The organism is Streptomyces sp. NPDC023527, assembly GCF_055560115.1.
The window spans coordinates 96,109-115,828 of record NZ_JBVHJJ010000008.1 but is presented as its reverse complement, the minus strand read 5'-3'; the positions used below and the strand labels follow the sequence as shown (position 1 = coordinate 115,828).

Annotated in this window: 19 protein-coding genes; 12 read left to right on the top strand and 7 right to left on the bottom strand. The window is 72.5% G+C overall.

Translation table 11 applies throughout. The features are described 5' to 3' along the window. Nucleotides 1-58: 58 nt before the first annotated feature. The 5 genes from ACZ303_RS17645 (at nucleotide 59) to ACZ303_RS17625 (ending at nucleotide 6,489) form a co-directional block, all read left to right on the top strand. Nucleotides 59-616 carry a PadR family transcriptional regulator gene (locus tag ACZ303_RS17645; protein WP_467339850.1) on the top strand — a complete coding sequence of 186 codons (558 nt, stop codon included), beginning with the start codon at nucleotides 59-61 and terminating at the stop codon, nucleotides 614-616. 64 nt (nucleotides 617-680) lie between these two features. Continuing rightward, nucleotides 681-2,402 carry an acyl-CoA dehydrogenase family protein gene (locus tag ACZ303_RS17640; protein WP_467339848.1) on the top strand — a complete coding sequence of 574 codons (1,722 nt, stop codon included), beginning with the start codon at nucleotides 681-683 and terminating at the stop codon, nucleotides 2,400-2,402. Between the two features lie 323 nt (nucleotides 2,403-2,725). After that, nucleotides 2,726-4,258, top strand: a complete 1,533-nt coding sequence (locus ACZ303_RS17635) for a prenyltransferase/squalene oxidase repeat-containing protein (RefSeq protein ID WP_467339846.1) — start codon at nucleotides 2,726-2,728, stop codon at nucleotides 4,256-4,258. Beyond that, nucleotides 4,255-5,304 carry a terpene synthase family protein gene (locus tag ACZ303_RS17630; protein ID WP_467339844.1) on the top strand — a complete coding sequence of 350 codons (1,050 nt, stop codon included), beginning with the start codon at nucleotides 4,255-4,257 and terminating at the stop codon, nucleotides 5,302-5,304. Before ACZ303_RS17635 ends, ACZ303_RS17630 begins: the two co-directional genes overlap by 4 nt. 204 nt (nucleotides 5,305-5,508) lie before the next feature. Then, nucleotides 5,509-6,489: a cellulase family glycosylhydrolase gene (locus ACZ303_RS17625; protein WP_467339842.1), complete on the top strand. Its 981-nt coding sequence runs from the start codon at nucleotides 5,509-5,511 to the stop codon at nucleotides 6,487-6,489. An 18-nt stretch (nucleotides 6,490-6,507) separates the two neighbouring features. On the opposite strand, the gene ACZ303_RS17620 is transcribed toward ACZ303_RS17625, so the two are convergent. Then, on the bottom strand, nucleotides 6,508-7,350 hold the full coding sequence (locus ACZ303_RS17620; RefSeq protein WP_467339841.1) for a hypothetical protein: 843 nt from the start codon (nucleotides 7,348-7,350) through the stop codon (nucleotides 6,508-6,510). A 300-nt stretch (nucleotides 7,351-7,650) separates the two neighbouring features. On the opposite strand from ACZ303_RS17620, the gene ACZ303_RS17615 reads away from it, so the two are divergent. Continuing rightward, on the top strand, nucleotides 7,651-8,373 hold the full coding sequence (locus ACZ303_RS17615) for an SDR family oxidoreductase (protein ID WP_467339839.1): 723 nt from the start codon (nucleotides 7,651-7,653) through the stop codon (nucleotides 8,371-8,373). Between the two features lie 81 nt (nucleotides 8,374-8,454). On the opposite strand, the gene ACZ303_RS17610 is transcribed toward ACZ303_RS17615, so the two are convergent. Both ACZ303_RS17610 and ACZ303_RS17605 read right to left on the bottom strand, forming a co-directional pair. After that, entirely contained in the window at nucleotides 8,455-9,087 is a 633-nt protein-coding gene (locus tag ACZ303_RS17610) for an MBL fold metallo-hydrolase (RefSeq protein ID WP_467339837.1), read from the bottom strand. After that, nucleotides 9,084-10,169: an S-(hydroxymethyl)mycothiol dehydrogenase gene (locus ACZ303_RS17605; protein ID WP_467339835.1), complete on the bottom strand. Its 1,086-nt coding sequence runs from the start codon at nucleotides 10,167-10,169 to the stop codon at nucleotides 9,084-9,086. The genes ACZ303_RS17610 and ACZ303_RS17605 overlap by 4 nt, the downstream gene beginning before the upstream one ends. 385 nt (nucleotides 10,170-10,554) lie before the next feature. On the opposite strand from ACZ303_RS17605, the gene ACZ303_RS17600 reads away from it, so the two are divergent. Next, nucleotides 10,555-11,103 (top strand): hypothetical protein, encoded by a 549-nt coding sequence (locus tag ACZ303_RS17600; RefSeq protein ID WP_467339833.1) that lies wholly within the window; start codon nucleotides 10,555-10,557, stop codon nucleotides 11,101-11,103. 351 nt (nucleotides 11,104-11,454) lie between these two features. After that, nucleotides 11,455-11,658, top strand: a complete 204-nt coding sequence (locus ACZ303_RS17595) for a cold-shock protein (protein WP_467339831.1) — start codon at nucleotides 11,455-11,457, stop codon at nucleotides 11,656-11,658. A gap of 35 nt (nucleotides 11,659-11,693) precedes the next feature. Here the strand turns inward: ACZ303_RS17595 and ACZ303_RS17590 are convergent, their stop codons facing one another. Further along, entirely contained in the window at nucleotides 11,694-12,854 is a 1,161-nt protein-coding gene (locus ACZ303_RS17590; protein WP_467339829.1) for a MalY/PatB family protein, read from the bottom strand. A gap of 135 nt (nucleotides 12,855-12,989) precedes the next feature. On the opposite strand from ACZ303_RS17590, the gene ACZ303_RS17585 reads away from it, so the two are divergent. Beyond that, the gene (locus ACZ303_RS17585) at nucleotides 12,990-13,379 is read left to right on the top strand and encodes a cupin domain-containing protein (protein WP_467339827.1); all 390 of its coding nucleotides are present in this window, start codon (nucleotides 12,990-12,992) and stop codon (nucleotides 13,377-13,379) included. On the opposite strand, the gene ACZ303_RS17580 is transcribed toward ACZ303_RS17585, so the two are convergent. Beyond that, the gene (locus ACZ303_RS17580) at nucleotides 13,380-15,758 is read right to left on the bottom strand and encodes a glycoside hydrolase family 65 protein (protein WP_467339826.1); all 2,379 of its coding nucleotides are present in this window, start codon (nucleotides 15,756-15,758) and stop codon (nucleotides 13,380-13,382) included. Then, complete coding sequence (locus tag ACZ303_RS17575; RefSeq protein ID WP_467339824.1) at nucleotides 15,755-16,498, bottom strand: beta-phosphoglucomutase family hydrolase; 744 nt, start codon at nucleotides 16,496-16,498, stop codon at nucleotides 15,755-15,757. Before ACZ303_RS17575 ends, ACZ303_RS17580 begins: the two co-directional genes overlap by 4 nt. A gap of 111 nt (nucleotides 16,499-16,609) precedes the next feature. Here ACZ303_RS17575 and ACZ303_RS17570 point away from each other — a divergent pair, with 111 nt between their 5' ends. Continuing rightward, nucleotides 16,610-17,104, top strand: a complete 495-nt coding sequence (locus ACZ303_RS17570) for a hypothetical protein (protein ID WP_467339822.1) — start codon at nucleotides 16,610-16,612, stop codon at nucleotides 17,102-17,104. A gap of 133 nt (nucleotides 17,105-17,237) precedes the next feature. Then, nucleotides 17,238-17,750: a hemerythrin domain-containing protein gene (locus ACZ303_RS17565; RefSeq protein WP_467339820.1), complete on the top strand. Its 513-nt coding sequence runs from the start codon at nucleotides 17,238-17,240 to the stop codon at nucleotides 17,748-17,750. A gap of 38 nt (nucleotides 17,751-17,788) precedes the next feature. On the opposite strand, the gene ACZ303_RS17560 is transcribed toward ACZ303_RS17565, so the two are convergent. Further along, nucleotides 17,789-18,205 carry a hypothetical protein gene (locus ACZ303_RS17560; protein ID WP_467339818.1) on the bottom strand — a complete coding sequence of 139 codons (417 nt, stop codon included), beginning with the start codon at nucleotides 18,203-18,205 and terminating at the stop codon, nucleotides 17,789-17,791. A gap of 181 nt (nucleotides 18,206-18,386) precedes the next feature. Here ACZ303_RS17560 and ACZ303_RS17555 point away from each other — a divergent pair, with 181 nt between their 5' ends. After that, nucleotides 18,387-19,718, top strand: coding sequence for an LCP family protein (locus ACZ303_RS17555; RefSeq protein WP_467339816.1), 1,332 nt, complete (start codon nucleotides 18,387-18,389; stop codon nucleotides 19,716-19,718). Nucleotides 19,719-19,720: the final 2 nt, after the last annotated feature.

The following is a 19,720-nucleotide window of genomic DNA, read 5'->3' as shown; positions in this document are numbered from 1 at the left end:
CGTCTCACCCTCGCGGTACCACTTGTCTATGAAACGAGTTGCATAGAAGGATCGGGATATGGCGCTCGAGCACGCGATCCTCGTCTCTCTGCTGGAGAAGCCGGGCTCCGGCTATGAGCTGGCCCGGCGGTTCGAGCGGTCCATCGGGTATTTCTGGGCCGCCACGCACCAGCAGATCTACCGCGTCCTCAAGCGCATGGAGGGCGACGGCTGGATCGACGTGCGCGAGGTCTCGCAGCAGGGCCGGCCGGACAAGAAGGAGTACTCCGTCGCCGCTCCCGGCCGGGACACGCTGTCCCGGTGGCTGCACGAGCCGATCGAGCCCGAGAGCGTCCGGCACGACCTCGCCGTGAAGATCCGCGGCGCGGCCTTCGACGACCCGGCCGCGCTGATCCGCGAGGTCGAACGGCACCACGCCGCGCACACCGAACGACTCGCCCACTACCTCGCGGGCGAGCTGCGCGACTTCACCGGACCCGAGGCGCCCGACCCGCCCGACGCCGGGCGGGAACTGCAGCACGTCGTCCTGCGCGGCGGCATCGCGTACGAGCGGATGACCCTCGCCTGGCTCGACGACGTACTCGCCACCCTCCACCGGCTCCGCCCCGAGCGCTGAACCCGGCGCCGGTGCGGCCCCCACACCTCCCCATCCTCAAGCCCCAGCCGGAAAGGCGGACCCCATGGCCGACCCGCTCCTCTTCAACCCGCGCACCTACGACCCGGCGCACTTCGACCCCGAGACCCGCAGGCTGCTGCGCGCCACCGTCGACTGGTTCGAGGCGCGCGGCAAGCGCAAGCTCATCGAGGACTACCGCTCCCGCGCATGGCTGGCGGACTTCCTCGCGTTCTCCGCCAAGGAAGGGCTGTTCTCGACCTTCCTCACCCCCGCCTCCGCCGCCGACGGGCAGGGCGACAAGCGCTGGGACACCGCCCGGATCGCCGCCCTCAACGAGATCTTCGGCTTCTACGGTCTCGACTACTGGTACGCCTGGCAGGTCACCATCCTCGGTCTCGGCCCGGTCTGGCAGAGCGACAACGCCGCCGCCCGCGGCCGCGCGGCGGAGCTCCTCTCCCAGGGCGAGGTGTTCGCCTTCGGCCTGTCCGAGAAGACCCACGGCGCGGACATCTACTCCACCGACATGCTCCTGGAGCCCGACGGTCACGGCGGCTTCCGGGCGAGCGGCTCGAAGTACTACATAGGCAACGGCAACGCCGCCGGCCTCGTCTCCGTCTTCGGCCGCCGCACCGACGTCGAGGGCCCCGACGGCTACGTCTTCTTCGCCGCCGACAGCCGCCACACGGCGTACCACCTCGTGAAGAACGTCGTCGACTCCTCGAAGTACGTCAGCGAGTTCCGCCTCGAGAACTACCCCGTCGCTCCCGAGGACGTGCTGCACACCGGCCGCGCCGCCTTCGACGCCGCCCTCAACACCGTCAACGTCGGCAAGTTCAACCTCTGCACCGCCTCGATCGGCATCTGCGAGCACGCGATGTACGAGGCCGTCACCCACGCGCACAACCGCGTCCTGTACGGCCGCCCCGTCACCGCCTTCCCGCACGTGCGCCGCGAGCTGACCGACGCGTACGTCCGCCTCGTGGGCATGAAGCTCTTCAGCGACCGCGCCGTCGACTACTTCCGCTCCGCCGGCCCCGACGACCGCCGCTACCTCCTCTTCAACCCCATGACGAAGATGAAGGTGACCACGGAGGGCGAGAAGGTCATCGACCTGATGTGGGACGTCATCGCCGCCAAGGGCTTCGAGAAGGACACCTACTTCGCCCAGGCCGCCACCGAGATCCGGGGCCTGCCGAAGCTGGAGGGCACGGTCCACGTCAACCTCGCGCTGATCCTCAAGTTCATGGGCAACCACCTGCTGAACCCCGCCGAGTACGCGCCCGTGCCGACCCGCCTCGACGCGGCCGACGACGACTTCCTCTTCCGCCAGGGCCCGGCCCGCGGCCTCGGCGCCATCCGCTTCCACGACTGGCGCACCGCCTACGACGCGTACGCCGCCGTGCCCAACGTCGCCCGCTTCCGGGAGCAGGCGGACGCCCTGTGCGAGTTCGTCACCACCGCCGCCCCCGACGAGGAGCAGAGCCGTGACCTCGACCTCCTCCTGGCCGTCGGCCAGCTGTTCGCGCTCGTCGTGCACGGCCAGCTGATCCTGGAGAAGGCCCGGCTGACCGGTCTCGACGAGGACGTGCTGGACGAGCTGTTCGCCGTTCTCGTACGCGACTTCTCCGCGCACGCCGTCGAGCTGCACGGCAAGGACTCGGCCACGGCCGCACAGCAGGGCTGGGCGCTGGCCGCGGTGCGCCGCCCGGTCGTCGACGACGCCCGCTCGGCACGCGTCTGGGAGCGCGTCGAGGCGCTGTCCGGGACGTACGAGATGGCTCCGTAACGACGGGGCTCCGGGCCGGGGGTGGAGCGATCGCCTTCCACTTCCGGCCCAGACGAATCGGAACCGGCCAGATCCCACTCATGCCGTACCGTGCGGTAGTACGCGATTAGTACGTCGGTCTCCTGTGCCTGAGCGGCACTGTCGAGCGTAAAAGCTGACTATTCCCCTCACTGTCGAAGCCCGACCATTGCCGCGGACCATGGTCACCAGTAGCTTTTCCGCCGCCAAGGGCTGAACGGTCGCAAAGGTGCGGTCGTCGGGGTGGCGGTGAGGGGGACTCGCCGGTGCACACGCAGACGCGGGACGCGAGGGGTCTGGCTTCCGTGCTCGACCTGGCTGTCGGCCATTGCATAGAGGTGCAGGACCGTTCCGGGGGCTGGGCCCTGCCCCCGGATCCGAGGGTCCTGGAGACGGCCCTCGCCTGCCACGCGCTGACCGCGTGCCAGGGCCCGGCCGGTGCCCACCGGGCCGTCGCCGCGGCGGTGGACCGCGCCCGGCGATGGCTCTCGGCAGCCGACGTGCAAGGCCACCACCCGGTCGCGGCGCGCATCGAGCGGGCCCTGCGGGACACGGCTCTGGGCCGCGACACCGCGGTCGACCTGGCCCACCCCGACTTCGGTGACCTGATCTACTCCTCCCGCGTCCTGCTGGTGCACGCCGTCGCCCTCCACGCCGGGCGGCGGGTGAAGGGAGCGGCCGGCCCCGAGGACGTACGCGCCATGGCCGACGCGCGGTACGCGCGCTACCGGGACCAGCGCCTCAAACCGTGGAGCGCCGTCGAGTTACTGGCGGCGCGCGTGCTGATCGAGGGCCGTTTCGGCAACGCACCGGCCGTCACGGAAGCCGTCGCGCGCATCGAGGCCCAGCAGGACCGCGACGGTTCGTTCTTCCAGAACCCCATCAGCACCTCGATGGCCCTCCTCGCCCTCGCCTCGGCCCGCCCCGACGGCACGGCGGCGCTGCGCCGGTGCCGGGACTGGCTGCTGGCCGACCAATGGGCGGACGGCACCTGGCGGTTCTGCACCTGCGACATCTGGGACACCGCATTGGTCGTCCGGGCCTTCGGACGTCACCGCACGTTCCGCGAGCGGTCCCTGCCGCAGGCCCTGGAATTCCTCTCCGCCGCGCAGAACGACGACGGCGGCTGGGGCTTCGGCGGCTTAGCGGAGTCGGACTGCGACACCACGGCGGCCGCGCTCCTCGCCCTGCCGCCGGACGGCGACGCCCGGCCGATCGCCAGGGCGATCGGCTACCTCGCACGCCAGCAGAAGGCGGACGGCCTCTGGCGCACCTGGCAGTTCGACCAGGACCCGCCGGCCCAGGACACCATCGCGCACGTCATCGCCGCGCTCGACCGCTTCTCCGGCCACCACGACCTGCCGCTCCACCAGGCCCGGGTGTGGCTGGCCGCTCAGCACCGCGCCTCCGGAGGCGACTGGCGGGCGAGCTGGTACCACAGCGGCCCCTACGCGTTACTGGAGGTCGGGCGGGCGCTCGGATACGACCACCCACAGGTCAGGTGTGCCGCGGAGCGGCTCGCCTCGGCGCAGAACCGCGACGGTGGCTGGGGACGCGTGCCGGGGGAGGGCAGCAACGCCTCGGCCACGGGGCTCGCGCTGGCCGCCCTCACCCGCTGCCGCCGGCCGGGGAAGGCCGTGCTGGCGGCCGCCGCCGGGTTCCTGGCGCACACCCAGCGCGGTGACGGCACCTGGCCGGGCGTGCCGGAGATGTTCGGCCCGCGACCGCTGCTGACCCATATGCCCATCGAGACCCAGGCGTTCACGGTGATGGGGCTGACGGCCCTGGGGTTCGACGGCGCCCGGTTCGGATCCCCACGGGTGAAGGGACGCGCATGAGCCGATCCGTACGGGAAGGCGCGTACCGGCGCGCCGCGCGGTGCGCCCACAGCGGATATGACGGCCTCATCGGTCACGGCGGGGAGCGGCGGCAAGTGGCGGACGCCGCCCGCCGGTTGCGGCAGTGGGCCGAGGGTCATCCGGAGATCAACCCCGGACGGGCCTACTCCTCCGCTCTCGGCATGGCCGACCCGATCCCCTGCCTGAACGCCGACGACCTGGTCGCCATCACCAGGGGAACGCTGTGGATCTTCGCCTTCGACGACCTGGTCGACGAGGGCGACCTCACCCAGCAGGAGGTGCGCGACCTGGTCGCGCGCTACAGCCTCATCGCCCGGGGCGGGCCCTCGCGGTGGTCGGCCCGCCGCCGGACCGGCCGGGCGGCCGCGGCGCCCGTCGCCGACCCTCTCGCCGAACTCCTGCAGGACGTGTGCGACGGCCTCGCCGAATACCGGATGTTCGGCGACGTCCGCCACATCTGGGCACAGGCCCTGAGCGACACTCTCGACGGGATGGCGCGGGAGCACCAGTGGCGCCAGGAACACGCGGAAACGGGCGCCCTCCCCGCCTACGCCGAGTACGTGGAGAACGGGTGCAAGAGCATCGCCGGCGGCTCGTACATCTGGATGGCCATGATCGTGCTCGGCGAGCCTTCCATCCCCCGCCGCGCCGGCCACCTGAGCCGGCAGATGCGGCAGGCCGCGCGGTGCATCCGCCTCGCCAACGACCTGCGCAGCTACCTCAAGGAACTCGCCGAGGGGAACATCAACTCCCTCACCCTGCACACCGCCTCCGCCCTACGGGCCGGCCGCACCCCCGACGACGCCCTCGCCACCGCCAGGCGCCAGGTCGAGCGGGAGATCGCCGACGGGCTCGCCCGCTGCGAACGCAACACCCGGGACGTCCGCACGGACACCGGCTGCCCGGAGCGGGTGATCGGCAACATCGCCCAGTGGACCTGCGAGTTCTACCGCCGCCACGGATACCTCACCTACCGGCCCGGGACCGGGGCGGAGGAGCCCGATTGGACGTCCCACCAGTCCTGACGGAGACGGATGCCACCGCTGCGACGGCCACGACGAAGCGGTGGCAGGCAACTACAGCCGCGTCAAGGCCAGTTGAGTAAAGCCGGATGCGCGCCGCTGTGACACGCCCGCCGTGGGCAACGAGCTCCCATCCGGGCCACCTTTACGGGTGACGCCCGGCCTGGAACGGCGGCCCCGACGACCGCTGCTGACAGTCTGCTCCGCATGCGTCGCCGTACCTTCGTCGTCTCGGCCGCCGGAGCGGCTCTCGCCACGACCACCCCCACGACAGCTCCGGCCCTCGCGACCGATCCCCTGCCGCCCGCGCTCGGCGCGCGGTTCCCCGGCATGGGGAGGGGCTACTGGCGAGGCGGGCGGCCGTGCTCCGCGTTCCACCGTCACCTCGACACGCTGCGGACGTACGGCGTCGGCCTCGTCCGCGTCGACGTGGCCTGGCCCAGGAGCGAACGCGGACGCGGCGGACCGCGAGCCGGGCACCCGTACAACAAGCGCCTGGCGACCGTGCTCGACGCGGCCCGGGCGCGCGGCATCGACGTCCTGCTCACGCTCCACGACTCCCCGGCGTGGACGCGCTCCGGAGCCTCCTCGCGGGACGCGTCCGCGTGCTTCCCCGACGACCCCGAGGCCATCGGCCCCTGGGCCCGGTGGCTGGCCGCCACCTACGGCGACCGCGTCCACGCCTGGGAGGTGTGGCACGAACCCAACCACCCCGACACCACCGGCGTCACCGACCCCGCCCGGCGCACCGCCCGCTACGCCGAACTCCTCAAGGCGTGCTCGACCGGCCTGAAGGCCGGCCACGCCCCGGCCGTCGTGGTCCTCGGCGGCCCCCGCCACACCGACCACCGCTTCATCCGCGACATCTACGCGGCGGGCACCCGCGACCACTTCGACGTCCTCGCCCTCCGCCCCCGCCCCACCCGTACGTCCGAGACCCCGGCCGCCACCCACGACGTGAGCAATTTCCCGGCCGTGGCCGAGGTGATGCGGGCCTACCGGGACGGCGGCAAGCCGGTCTGGTGGACGGAGTTCGGCGGCGGTGATCTCGTGGGCGCCTTCGAGCTGGCCCGGACCCACTATCCGCAGATCCGGCTGGGGATCGTCGCTCCGGAGGAGCCGTTCCGACAGCTGGCCGCATTACGCGACTACCTCACCCGACACGCCGGGCAGCGACCGCTCCGCTGACGCCCGCGGCGCTTCCCGTCAGGGTTGCGGCAGCAGCGCCGGCAGCGGGACCTCCTTCGCGTCCGCCGGCGGCCGGGAGAGGTAGAGGGCGGTGTGGAACCAGCCCTCGCTCTCCTTGCCCGCCGGGTCCTCGCCGGCCGCGGTCACCGCGTCGACGGCGTACCGCTGCTCCCTGGCGCCGGTGAACCGGCGCTGGGGGAACGTCCGGGAGGTGAGCTTCTCCGTGAGCAGGCCGTGGGTGGCGAGGGCCTCGGCGATCGGCTCGTAGGAGCCGGTCCGCAGGACGAACGCCACGACCCAGACCGGTTCCCGCGCGGCGTCCAGGAGCGCGTTCAGGGTGCGGGCGGTCAGGAAGCTCGTGCCGCCGGTGATGGTGATCAGGCGGGCGCGGCGCGCCCGCTCGCGCAGGCCCGCGCTCGGCGGCGCCGTCTCCAGGTTCTCGGCGAACCCCTCGTCGAGCAGGCCGACCGCGCGTGCGTAGGAGACGGCGTGCGGCGCGACGTCGACCCCGACGACCGGGGACGCGCCGGAGCGGCGGTGGCCCGCGTAGTGCACCCGGTCCGCCTCGATCAGCTCGGCGGTGGTGAGCGCGGCGATCTCCGGCGAGGTGTAGCGGGCGTACAGGTCGTCCAGGGTCAGGTCGTGGTTCAGCAGGGCCGCGTTGACGCCGTACGAGCAGCAGACGTCCACCACCGTGGCCTCCGCCCCGCCGCGGAGCTCGGCCAGGCGCCGGAAGACCTCCTGGGCGTGGTGCGGCGTGCGGTAGTCCCACGGGCCCAGCGCGCGGAAGTAGCCGCGGGGGTCGGGCAGGTCGTAGAACTCGTCGAAGGCTGTCATCCCGGTGCCCGACGTATGCGTCATCCTGCGCGTCCTCTCGACCGAAGAGACCCGGTACGGCCGGGACCGCCACAGGAGCCCGCCCTGGCCACTCCTCACGCTAACGGCCCTCCGCCCGCACCCGCCACTGCCGGGCTCCGGCCGCCCGGTACGCGATTCGCGCCACTGCCCGCCGTGACGGGCGCCGATGCCGATCGTCCCTCCGCGACGAGAGCGGCGCATCACGGCCGGCCTCCCCGGACGGGAATCCGTGGTGCATGCAGGCGGTTCGATCGAGTGGCGGCATCCGCTCCGCCGCCGTCCGGCCCCGTCGAGAGGACTCGCATGACCATCCCGCTCACCGACCGCCACGTCGTCATCGTCGGAGGAAGTTCGGGCATCGGCCTGGAGGTCGCACGCCGCGTCGTCGCGGCCGGGGCGCGGGTGCTGCTCGGCGGCCGGAACGAGAAGAGGCTGATCACGGCGGCGGAGTCGCTCGGCGGCCGGGCGCGCTGGCGGACGGTCGACAACACCGACCAGGACTCGCTCGCCGCCTTCTTCGCCGGCGTCGAACGCGTCGACCACCTCTTCACCCCTGGGGCCGGTTACCAGGTCGGGCCCATGAGGGAGCTGACCGACAGCGAGGCCGAGAGCCCCTTCGTGTCGAAGTTCTGGGGGCAGTACCACGCCGTCAAACACGCCGCGCCCAAGCTCGCGCCCGACGCCTCCGTCGTCCTGATGGCCGGCGCCGCGAGCGTACGGCCCCCGGCCGCCGCCCCCGCCTACGTCGCCTGCAACGCCGCGATCGAGGGCCTGGGGCGCGGCCTCGCCGTGGAACTCGCGCCCGTACGGGTCAATGTCGTCTCACCCGGCACCATCGACGGCAACCTCTGGGCCAACCGCCCGGAGCGGGTGCGCGAGGCGAGCTTCGCGCAGTACGGGCGCGACGCGCTGCTGAACCGGCCCGGCAGCGAGAGCGAGGTCGCCGACGCGGTCGTCTTCCTCTTCACCAACACCTTCATGACCGGCTCGACGCTCTACCCGGACGGCGGCTACAGCCTGCGCTGACGCTCCCCGCACATCCGTTCGGCTGACCCGCGCCCGCGGTCCCCCCCCCGGCCGCGAGGCGGACGGGGGGCGGAGGCGGTGTCAGTGACCCCGGGCGATCCAGTCCGCCAGGGCCGGCGCCTCGGCACCGACCGTGGTGGTGTCGCCGTGGCCGGTGCGGACCACTGTCTCCGGCGGCAGCGACAGCAGCCGGTCCCGGATCGAGTCGATGATGGTGGGGAAGTCCGAGAAGGACCGGCCCGTCGCGCCCGGACCGCCGTGGAAGAGGGTGTCCCCGGTGAAGACCGTGCCCAGCGCCGGGGCGTACAGGCAGACACCGCCGGGGCTGTGGCCGGGCGTGTGCAGCACGGTCAGCCCGACCCCGGCCACGGACAGCTCCTGGCCGTCCACCAGCTCGCCGTCCGGGACGACGCCGGGGTGCGTCTGCTGCCACAGCTCGCGGTCGGCGGCGTGGAGCAGGATCGGCGCGCCCGTGCGGCGGGCGAGTTCGGGAGCCGCGTCGATGTGGTCGTTGTGCGCGTGGGTGCACACGACGGCGGTCAGCCGGCGGCCGCCCACCGCCTTCTCGATCGCGGCGGCGTCGTGCGCCGCGTCGATGACGAGGACCTCCTGGTCGTCACCCACCAGCCAGACGTTGTTCTCGACCTCCCAGACACCCCCGTCGAGGGCGAACACACCGGAGGTGACGAGGTGTTCGATACGAGCCGTCGTCACAGGATCACCACGGAACGCAGGACCTCGCCCTTCTCCATGCGGTGGAAGGCTTCCTCCACCTCGTCCAGCGCGATGGTCTCGCTGACGAACGCGTCGAGGTCGAGGCGCCCCTGGCGGTAGAGGTCGATGAGCATGGGGAAGTCGCGGGAGGGCAGGCAGTCGCCGTACCAGGAGGACTTCAGCGCGCCGCCGCGTCCGAAGACGTCCAGCAGCGGCAGCTCCAGCTTCATCTCCGGCGTCGGCACGCCCACCAGGACCACCGTGCCGGCCAGGTCGCGGGCGTAGAACGCCTGCTCGTACGTCTCCGGGCGGCCCACCGCGTCGATCACGACGTCCGCGCCGAAGCCACCGGTGAGCTCGCGGATGGCCTCCACCCCGTCGACCGAGCGGGAATTGACCGTGTGGGTGGCGCCCATCGACTTCGCCGTGGCCAGCTTGGCGTCGGCGATGTCCACTGCGATGATCTTCGACGCGCCGGCCAGCCGCGCGCCCGCGATGGCCGCGCTGCCCACCCCGCCGCAGCCGATCACGGCGACCGTGTCACCGCGCCCGACCGCGCCGGTGTTGAGCGCCGCGCCCAGGCCGGCCATCACACCGCAGCCCAGCAGCCCGGCGGCCGCCGCCGACGCGGCGGGGTCGACCTTGGTGCACTGCCCGGCGGCGACCAGGGTCTTCTCCGCGAAGGCGCCGATGCCCAGGGCGGGGGAGAGCTCGGTGCCGTCGGTGAGCGTCATCCGCTGCGTGGCGTTGTGGGTGTCGAAGCAGTACCAGGGGCGCCCGCGCAGACAGGCGCGGCACTGGCCGCACACCGCGCGCCAGTTGAGGATGACGAAGTCGCCCGGCGCCACCTCGGTCACCCCGGCACCCACGGACTCCACCACACCGGCCGCCTCGTGGCCGAGCAGGAAGGGGAACTCGTCGTTGATGCCGCCCTCCCGGTAGTGCAGATCCGTGTGGCACACCCCGCACGCCCGCACCTTCACCACGGCCTCGCCGGGGCCGGGGTCCGGCACCACGATCGTCTCGACCCGGACGGGTTCGCCCTTGCCGCGGGCGATGACACCGCGTACTTCTTGCGCCATGGGGGACTGCCTGCCTTTCTCTACGGTGGAGTCGGCCTCCACTCTGCGCCGGGGGCCGGGCGGTGTCCAATTCCTCCGCCTGGTCCCGTTCGGTCGGCTCTCCGGTCGATCGCCCCGGTCAAGCGCTGATCCATTCCATGATCGATCCTGCGGTCCGCGCCGTCCAGTTTCTTGATCATCAGCACCCCGGTCGAGGGGTCGCCGGCGGTGGAGTCGGCCCTTCCGTGCCGTGTCGGTGGTGCTTCCCGGCCAACTCGCAACATCAGCGCAACACTGTCACGTGGCTCACACCAGCTCCGGAAGTCACGCGAGCCACCTTGCGCTTGGCCGGACCTGTTCGGTGGGTGCTGCCAAGACGTGAGGTCTCTGTCTACTCTCCGTCGCCATGCGCAGAACAACACTGGGACGGCTCAGCCTGTCCGCGATACTCGCCTTCGTCGTCGCCCTGCTGGGCCTGGCCCAGCCGGCCTCCGCCGCCGACACCCCGCCGATGACCATCAGCGTCGACAAGCAGTCCGCGACGCCGGGCTCCACGGTCACCATCAAGCTGACGTTCACCAACGACCAGACCACGAACGCCCAGTTCGTATACCAGTCGATCCAGCCGACGTGGACCACCTCGTCGGACCCCGGTCTGAAGTACTCGTTCGCCACCTGCGCCGGGGACACGTCCTCCTGCACCGTGCCGAACCAGCGGAGCGGCGCCGTGAGCTACAACGTGCCGATCCTGCCCGGCGCGAGCCGCACCGCCACCCTGACGTACAAGATCGCCGCCGACTCGGCGTGCGGTCCCAGCAGGCGCATCGAGTTCTACACCTACCTCTACTACGAGTACCAGGGCGGCCAGGCCAAGAAGGACGGGCTCTACCCCGTGGGCGGGACCGACGTCGCGTGCGCGACGCCCGAAACCCCCGCGGCGGCCGCGGGTCGCTGACCGCGCGGCTCGCCGGTCGCGCGGACGAGCGTGGCGGTGCGGGTCGTACCGCCGCCGCCGACCAGGCGCCCGGAGGGCCGAAGCCCTCGACGGACGCGTACCCCCGGCACCAGCAACCTTGAGTCCGGCCCGGCCAGGAACGCCCTGGCCGGGCCTGCGCGTGCCGGGCCCCGGCCCCCCAGCTCGCCTCGTCCGGCCCGGGGAGGGGATTGGGCCGGGCGGGTGAATGCCGGGGGGTGAAGCGCATTTCTGCGCCGCCGGGCGGGGAAAGACCCCGCGCCGGGGTCGGTCATGACGGGCCCGGCCGGTGCGTCGACATCGTGCCGTGGCAAGGACGAAGGAACGGTACCGATGGCAACAGGCAAGGTGAAGTGGTTCAACGCCGACAAGGGCTTCGGCTTCATTGAGCAGGACGACGGCGGCCCGGACGTCTTCGTCCACTTCTCCGCGATCCAGAGCAGCGGCTTCAGGGAGCTGCAGGAGAACCAGCGCGTCAGCTACGACGTCACCCAGGGCCCCAAGGGCCCCCAGGCGGAGAACGTCGCCCCGGAATAACCCGCGGACGGCATCGGGCGGCGGCCCGGGTACCCCTACCCGAGCGCCGCCGCCATCCTCTCCACCGCCTCGGTGAGGATCTCCGGCGAGGTGGCGAAGTTCAGCCGCGCGTGCCCCGCCCCACCCGTGCCGAAGGGCACACCGCTGGTCAGCGCCACCCGGCCCCGTTCGAGGAAGACGGCCGCCGGGTCGTCGCCCAGGCCCAGCGCCCGGCAGTCCAGCCACGCCAGATACGTCCCCTCCGGCCGTACCGGTCGCACCTTCGGCAGATGCCGCTCCAGCAGAGCGGTGAGCAGCCGCCGGTTCCCGTCCAGCCCCGCCAGCACGGCGTCGAGCCACTCACCGCCGTGGAGCAGGGCGGCGGTGTGGGCCACGACGCCCAGATGGCTCGGGCCGTGGCTCACCACATAGGGCATCCGCGCCAGATCCTCGGCGGCCGCGGGACCCGCGACGGCCAACGCCGCCTTGACGCCCGCCAGATGCCATGCCTTGGACGCCGACAGCACCGAGAACGCGCTGTCCGTGCCGGGCACCGACAGATACGGCACGAACCGCGCCCCGGGCAGCACCAGCGGAGCGTGGATCTCGTCGACCACGACCCGCACCCCGTACGCCTCCGCCAACCCCGAGACGGCGGCGAGCTCTTGGGCGGTGTGCACCGTCCCCGTCGGGTTGTGCGGGCTGCACAGCAGATACGCGGCCCGCCGGCCGCCCGCCACCGCCCGTCCGAACGCCTCCTCCAGGACACCGGTGTCGAGGCGGTGGTCCTCGCCCAGCGGCGCCTCGGCGATCCGCCGGTCCATATGCTCCACAAATCCGTAGAACGGTGGATACACAGGCGAGTTCACCACCACGGTGTCCCCCGGACCGGTGATCAGACGCAGGACTTCGACGATGCCCAGCATCACGTCCGGCACGATCGCCGTATGCTCCGCCACCACGCCGTCCCAGCCCCACCTCCGGCGGGCGAACGCGTCCAGCGCGTCCGCGTACCCCGTCCCCCCGGCATACCCGGTGTCGCCCAGGGCGACCGCCTCCGTCAGCGCGCGCACCACCGGCTCGGCGAGCGGCACATCCATCTCCGCCACCCACAGCGGCAGCACGTCCGGCGGATGGGCGCGCCACTTCGCGCTCGTACGGAGCCGCAGCTCCTCCTGGGAGAGCCGGCGCAGCGGATCGGTCTCGGCAGCATGCATGAGGCCCATTGTGCGCATCCCCGTCATACCCCGTCGGCGACCGATCGGAGGATCCCGCGCGGCCGCCGCAGCGAACCGCCTGGAGTGAGCCCGGGACACCCCCCGGGCTGCACCGGAACGAGAGGGAAACACATCGTGTTGAGGGAGCGGCCGGAACAGCCGGTCAGCGAGACGATGGCCGAGGGCGAGATCGTCCTCCCCCTGCCTCCCGGTATGACCGAGGCCTCGAACGTCGTGGTGCACCGCACCACGATGCCGCCCGGCGCCCGCACCGGATGGCACTACCACCCCGGCACCCTCGTCGGCGTCGTCACCGGCGGCACGCTCACGCACTACTGGGCGGACGGCCGGGTGAGCCGGCACCCCGCCGGGACCAGCTTCATCACCGGCGGCCGCGACCACCTGCACGACGGCCGCAACGAGGGCGACGACCCACTGGTCATGCTGCTGACCTACATCAACGGCGCCGACCTGCGCCTGGCCGTCGACGTCGAGCCGGATCCGGCCCCCTGCTGCGGCAGATGATCAGGCCGGGCTCTCCGGCGGCCGGGTAGCCGCCCAGCCGCGATGGGCCGGGCGCCGGCCCAGCGGCTGGGCCGGCTCCGGCCGGTCCGGGGTGCCCGGCACCTTCCGGCTCTCCGGACGCCCCGGCGTCACCGTCAGCCGCTCGCAGTGGTGCTCGATCTCCAGGGCCGGGCCGTCCAGCAGCGTGTACGTCGCGGTCGGATCGGTGATCTCCACGCGCAGCAGGCGCCGCTGCACCTGCACGGTGAACGCGAGCCGGCCCAGTTGCTCGGGGAGCTTGGGGGCGAAGGAGACGACGCCGTCGCAGTGGCGCATCCCGCCGAAACCCGTGACGAGGGCGATCCACGTCCCGGCGAGCGAGGCGATGTGCAGGCCGTCGCGGGTGTTGCTCTCCAGGTCCGACAGGTCCATCATCGCCGCTTCGCCGAGATAGTCGTACGCCAGCCGCAGATGACCCACCTCGGCGGCCATCACGGCCTGCACGCACGCCGACAGCGAGGAGTCCCGGACGGTCAGCGGCTCGTAGTAGGCGAAGTTGCGGGCCTTCTGATCATCCGTGAACGCGTCACCGCGCAGCATCATGGCGAGCACCAGGTCCGCCTGCTTGATGACCTGTTTGCGATAGATGTCGAAGTAGGGGAAGTTGAGCATCAGCGGATACTGATCGGCGCGGGTACCGGCGAAGTCCCAACTCTGGTGCCCGGTGAAGCCGGCCGACTGCTCATGGACGCCCAGCGTCTCGTTGTACGGCAGCGTCATCCGGGCCGCGGCGTCCCGCCACGCGGCGGTCTCCTCGTCGTCCACACCGCACTCGGCCGCCAGGTCCGGGTGGCGCTCGGCCACGTCCGCGGCCGCCCGCAGATTCCGCTGCGCCATCAGATTGGTGTAGACGTTGTCGTCCGCGATGGCGCTGTACTCGTCCGGGCCCGTCACCCCGTCGATGTGGAACTGCCCCTGATGGTCGTGATGGCCCAGCGAACGCCACAGCCGGGCGGTCTGGACCAGCAGGTCCAGGCCCACCTCGCGCTCGAAGACCTCGTCGCCCGTGGTGTCCAGATAGCGCACCACGGCGTCCGCGATGTCCGCGTTGACATGGAAGGCGGCCGTACCGGCCGGCCAGTACGCCGAGCACTCGTCGCCGTTGAGCGTCCGCCAGGGGAACGCCGCGCCCCGCAACCCCAGCAGCCGCGCGCGGTTGAGCGCGGCGGGCAGCGTCGCGTGCCGCCACCGCAGCGGCTGCGCCGCCGCCAGCGGCGCCGTGCACGTCAGGACCTGAAGCACGAACGTCTCGGTGTCCCAAAAGCTGTGCCCGTCGTACCCCGGGCCGGTCAGCCCCTTCGCGCCGATCGCCCGCGACTCCGCCCGCGCCCCCGCCTGCAACACATGGAACAGCGCGAACCGCACCGCCTGCTGGATCTCCGCGTCGCCGTCCACCTCGACATCGGCCCGGCTCCAGAACTCGCCGAGGTACGACCGCTGCTCGGCGCACAGCCCCGACCAGCCGGTGCTCATGGCGCCCGCCAGCGCCGCGTCCACCTGATCGTGCATCGCCGGCAGCGAGCGGACGCCCGACCAGCCGTAGGCGACCGTCTTCTCCAGCCGCAGCCGCTCCCCGGGGCGCAGCACCGACGTGACCGTGAACCGGCTCAGGTCCTCACTGCTCTGGGCGTAGGTCTTCGTCTCCTCCGGGCCGTCCACCCGGTGGGTGGCCGCCGCCGCGACCCGCAGCCCGCTGCGCTGCGTCCGGTGCACCAGCCGCAGCCGGTCGCCCTCGGCGGAGTGCTCCTCCGGGACCAGCGGGGACTCCAGCATCGCGGCCACCCGCGGATCGCCGCCGGCCCCGGGCAGCTGCTCATTGGCGACCAGTTCCGACTGCAGGACGATCCGCACCTCGGCGTCCACCGGCTCCACCTCGTACGCCACGGCCGCGACCGCCCGCTGGGTGAAGGAGACCAGCCGCGTCGAACGCACCCGCACCGTCCGCCCCGACGGCGACGTCCACTCCACCTCGCGGCTCAGCAGCCCCGAGCGGAAGTCCAGCACCCGCTCGTGGTGGACGAGTCGGCCGTAGCGCAGGTCGAACGGCTCGTCGTCGATGAGCAGCCGGATCACCTTGCCGTTGGTGACGTCGATGACGGTCTGCCCCGACTCCGGATAGCCGTAGCCCGCCTCCGCGTACGGCAGCGGCCGCAGCTCGAACACACCGTTGAGATACGAGCCCGGCAGGCCGTGCGGCTCGCCCTCGTCGAGGTTGCCGCGCCAGCCGATGTGCCCGTTGGCGAGCGCGAACACCGACTCGCTCTGCGGCAGCACATCGAGGTTGAGGGCGGTCTCGCGCAGACACCACGGTTCGACCGCGTACGCCGGATGGGTGATCACGGTGAGTCTCCCAGGAGTTCGTCCAGATCCCGCACGACCACGTCCGCGCCGTGGCTGCGCAGCGCCTCCGCCTGGCCGACGCGGTCCACGCCCACCACGAAGCCGAAGGCGCCCGCGCGCCCCGCCTCCATGCCCGCCAGCGCGTCCTCGAAGACCGCCGACTGCTCCGGGGTCACCCCCAGGTCGTGGGCCGCGGCGAGGAAGGTGTCCGGGTGGGGCTTGCCCGGCAGCTCGCGTTCGGCGGCGACCAGCCCGTCGATACGGACCTCGAAGAGATCGGCGATCCCGGCCGCGACGAGCACGTCACGGCAGTTGGCGCTGGAGGAGACCACGGCACGCCGCAGCCCGGCGGCGCGGGCGGCCTGCGCGTAGCGGACCGAGCCCTCGTACGCCTCCACGCCCATCTCCTTGATCTTCCGAAGCACGATCGCGTTCTTCCGCGTCCCGAGGCCCTGCACGGTGTCCCGCTCCGGCGGGTCGTCCGGCCGCCCCTCGGGCAGGCGGATGCCCCGGGAAGCGAGGAACGAACGCACACCGTCGGCCCTGGGCATCCCGTCCACGTACTCGTCGTAGTCCGCGACCGGGTCGAACGGACGGAAGCCCGCCCCGTCGCGGGAGCGCAGGAAGGCGTCGAACATCTCCTTCCACGCGGCCGCGTGCACGGTCGCCGTGCGGGTGAGGACGCCGTCGAGGTCGAACAGACAGGCGCGGATGCCGGGGGGAAGTCCGAGGCTCGTCACCCGGCCATGATGCCCCGGGCGCCGGACGGGCGCGCGCCTGCCGGTGAGGAGGGCCTACAGGGTCGGGCAATGCGGTGCGGAGTACGTCGATGGGCCCCTTAAAGTGATCAAATGACCCACGCCGTTGACGCCGCCGCGATCGCCCTGGGCGAGCGCCTCTGGACCCCTGACGACGAGGAAAAGGCCCTTGGTCAGGCGTTCCTCACCCACCGCGACGCGCTGGAGCCCCTGCTGCTGCCCGGCATGCCCGCGCACCGTGACCCGCAGGGGTGGGTGACCCAGCACGTGCTGTGGCTGGAGGCCGTGGCCGTCCTCGCCGCCCGCGTCCGCGACCAGTGGTACCCCCACCTGCCCACGAGCCACATGACGGCGCTCGTCTCCGCCTACGCCGAGCAGGCCGCCGTCGTCGCCCCGCTCGCGGACCACCTGCGCGAGCGGTGGCGGGCCGAGCGCCCCGAGCCGCTCACGACGGAGCAGGTCACCTGGTGGGAGGAGTGGCACCTGCCCGCCGCCCAGCGCGAGCAGCTCGACGCGGTGACGCACCGTCTGGTCGTCATCGGGTCCGTGGTGGTCGCCGCGGTCACCGGGGCCTGGCACACCGGCTGAACCGGCGCCCCCGGCGGTGTCCGGTCCTCGCCGGTGCCGCTCCCCGCGCCCGGGGGTGTCGCTGCGGGATGCGGCGAACCGTGGCAGCGTGGTCCCCAGGCAGCCGCGCATGAGGCGAAGGGACGGTTGGGCGATGACCCGCACCGACATCATCACCGAGATGGAGACCGACCACCGGGTGATCGAGGCGCTGTTCACATGGATCCACCGCACCCCTCTCGAGGACGCCGGGCGCGAGCGTCTCCTGGAGGAGGTGGCCGCCGAGCTCGCACGCCACGCGGCGGCCGAGGAGCGCTACCTCTACCCGGCCGTCCGCGCCTACGTGCCCGGCGGCGAGGACGTGGTGACCAAGGAGGCGGGCCGCCAGGAACGCCTGACGGCCATGTTGCGGGGGCTGGAGTCCAGCACGGTGTACGAGCCCGGCTTCGACGCCCGCGTCCGCGCCCTGGAGCGCGAGGTCTCCCAGCACGTCCGGCACGAGGAGCACGACCTCTTCCCGCTGCTGCGGCAGAACTGCCCGCTCGACACGCTGCACCGCCTGGGCCGCGAGATCCGGGAGGACCGCGACCGCGAACGCGCCGCGATTCCCGGCACCGGCTCCGCGGTCACGGTCCGCGACACCATCGTCAGCGGCGGCGCCGTCTGACGGTCCCCGAGCCGATGGTGCCGGTACCACCGGCCGGCTCAGTGCACGTGGACGGTACGGACGGCCGAGCTGCGCGTCACGCTCGGACGGGCGTCGCGCGCGTGACCCAGCCCGTACAGCACGCCGCGGAGCTGGAGCGCCCCGTGCCGCCGGGCCCGCACCCTCGCCTCGACCTTCGCGCCCGCCCCCGCGGCGACGGTCGCGCCGCAGGAGACGAGGTGCCATGAGCCGTACCCGGACCGCTCCTGGACGCACGCGCGCAGATACGGCGCCGAGTCGTCGTCGCCGTCCGCGCTGACGCGCACGGCCTGGCCGCTGCGTACGGGGTGCGAGGGCACGGTGATCCGCACCGCGCCCTTGGCGGCCGCGGGCGGCGCGGCCAGGACGAGTGCGGCGGCCGCGAGGAACGCGGCCGCGGCGAGGTGCGGGGAACGCCGGTCCGGGACGGACGTCATGGCCACCCACTTTCCGTGGAATTCATACTTTCCGCGCCAACTCCAGGGTAGTTGGCTGTCATTGGTGCGAATCATGGAATGAGACGATACGTTCCCCGGGTGCGCTGTCTCCTGGCCGGTCACTGTCCCGTAACGACGACCCCGTGCGTCGCCCGGCCGGGACGGCACAGGAAGGCCGCCCATGCGTGACCAGCCCCGTACCGCCCCGCGCGGCCCCGCCGCACGGCGGACCGCCGTCGGCAGACAGCAGAACCGATGGCAGGACAGCCGGCCGGAGATACGGCCGGATGCCGGAAGACCTGGCGCGGGAGGTCCCAGGGGGCCCGTCGCCCGGCCCCCGCGCGCCCGGCGCGGCGCCCGGCCGGGACGGGCCGCCGCCTACGCCCGGCTCGCGGTCTGCCTCACCTCGGCGGCCGTCCTGCTCACCGGCGCCATCGGCTGGTTCACCTGCCAGTGGCTGAACACCGGACTGGTCACCTCCCACGCGCTCGACGGGCTGCGCGCGGACGCGCCCCCGCACCGCGACGGAGCCGTCAACGTCCTGCTGATCGGCCTCGACAGCCGCAAGGACATGAACGGAGACGACCTGCCCAAGGAATTCGTCCAGCGGGAACTGCACGCCGGATCCAGCGCGATCGGCGGCTACAACACCAACACGCTGATCCTCATGCACATCCCGGCGGGCGGCGGGAGGACCACCGCCTTCTCCATCCCGCGCGACGACTACGTCGAGATCGCGGGTGGCCGCGGCAAGCACAAGATCAAGGAGGCGTACGGGCTCGCCAAGGCGGAAGCCGCGGGGAGGCTGACCGCCGAAGGGCTCCGGGGGGCCGAACTCGAACACCGGGGACGGGAGGCCGGCCGCGAGGCCACGCTGGCCACGGTCCAGCGATTCCTCGGCGTCCCGATCGACCATTTCGCGGAGGTCAACCTCCTGGGCTTCTACGACGTCGCCGAAGTGGTGCAGCCGATCCCGGTGTGCCTGAGGAGGCCCGCGCGCGACCGCTATTCCGGCGCGGACTTCCCCGCCGGACCGCAGGAACTCGACGCCCGGCAGGCCCTGGCGTTCGTCCGGCAGCGCCACGGCCTGGCCGGCGGCGACCTCGACCGCACCCGCCGTCAGCAGGCGTTCCTCTCCTCCGTCACGCACAAGCTCACGTCCGAGGGCGTGTGGAGCGACGTCGGCGCACTGCGCGGGCTCTTCGACGTCGTCAAGAAGGACGTCGTCATCGACGACGGCTGGGACATCCTGGACTTCGCCCGGCAGGCGCCCGGCCTCACCGGCGGAAACGCCGAATTCCACACCCTGCCCATCGCGGGATTCGCCACCCGCAAGGGAGAGGCGGTGAACCTCGTCGACCGGGACAGGGTCGGCTCCCTGGTCCGCAGGGCGACCGGCGGGGCGACCTCGGACGACAAGCCCGCCGCGCCCGGCCGCGGAGCCGCCCCCGTACCCTCCCACGCCTTCCAGGGGCCGCCGGTGCGGATGGGCGGGGTGCCCTGCGTCGACTGACG

What these genes read in the sequence shown, in the direction of transcription:
- ACZ303_RS17645 (WP_467339850.1), top strand. Translation starts at nt 59, where the DNA reads ATGGCGCTCGAGCACGCGATCCTCGTCTCTCTGCTGGAGAAGCCGGGC.
- ACZ303_RS17640 (WP_467339848.1), top strand. Translation starts at nt 681, where the DNA reads ATGGCCGACCCGCTCCTCTTCAACCCGCGCACCTACGACCCGGCGCAC.
- ACZ303_RS17630 (WP_467339844.1), top strand. Translation starts at nt 4,255, where the DNA reads ATGAGCCGATCCGTACGGGAAGGCGCGTACCGGCGCGCCGCGCGGTGC.
- ACZ303_RS17625 (WP_467339842.1), top strand. Translation starts at nt 5,509, where the DNA reads ATGCGTCGCCGTACCTTCGTCGTCTCGGCCGCCGGAGCGGCTCTCGCC.
- ACZ303_RS17620 (WP_467339841.1), bottom strand. Translation starts at nt 7,350, where the DNA reads ATGACGCATACGTCGGGCACCGGGATGACAGCCTTCGACGAGTTCTAC.
- ACZ303_RS17615 (WP_467339839.1), top strand. Translation starts at nt 7,651, where the DNA reads ATGACCATCCCGCTCACCGACCGCCACGTCGTCATCGTCGGAGGAAGT.
- ACZ303_RS17605 (WP_467339835.1), bottom strand. Translation starts at nt 10,169, where the DNA reads ATGGCGCAAGAAGTACGCGGTGTCATCGCCCGCGGCAAGGGCGAACCC.
- ACZ303_RS17600 (WP_467339833.1), top strand. Translation starts at nt 10,555, where the DNA reads ATGCGCAGAACAACACTGGGACGGCTCAGCCTGTCCGCGATACTCGCC.
- ACZ303_RS17595 (WP_467339831.1), top strand. Translation starts at nt 11,455, where the DNA reads ATGGCAACAGGCAAGGTGAAGTGGTTCAACGCCGACAAGGGCTTCGGC.
- ACZ303_RS17590 (WP_467339829.1), bottom strand. Translation starts at nt 12,854, where the DNA reads ATGCATGCTGCCGAGACCGATCCGCTGCGCCGGCTCTCCCAGGAGGAG.
- ACZ303_RS17570 (WP_467339822.1), top strand. Translation starts at nt 16,610, where the DNA reads ATGACCCACGCCGTTGACGCCGCCGCGATCGCCCTGGGCGAGCGCCTC.
- ACZ303_RS17565 (WP_467339820.1), top strand. Translation starts at nt 17,238, where the DNA reads ATGACCCGCACCGACATCATCACCGAGATGGAGACCGACCACCGGGTG.
- ACZ303_RS17560 (WP_467339818.1), bottom strand. Translation starts at nt 18,205, where the DNA reads ATGACGTCCGTCCCGGACCGGCGTTCCCCGCACCTCGCCGCGGCCGCG.
- ACZ303_RS17555 (WP_467339816.1), top strand. Translation starts at nt 18,387, where the DNA reads ATGCGTGACCAGCCCCGTACCGCCCCGCGCGGCCCCGCCGCACGGCGG.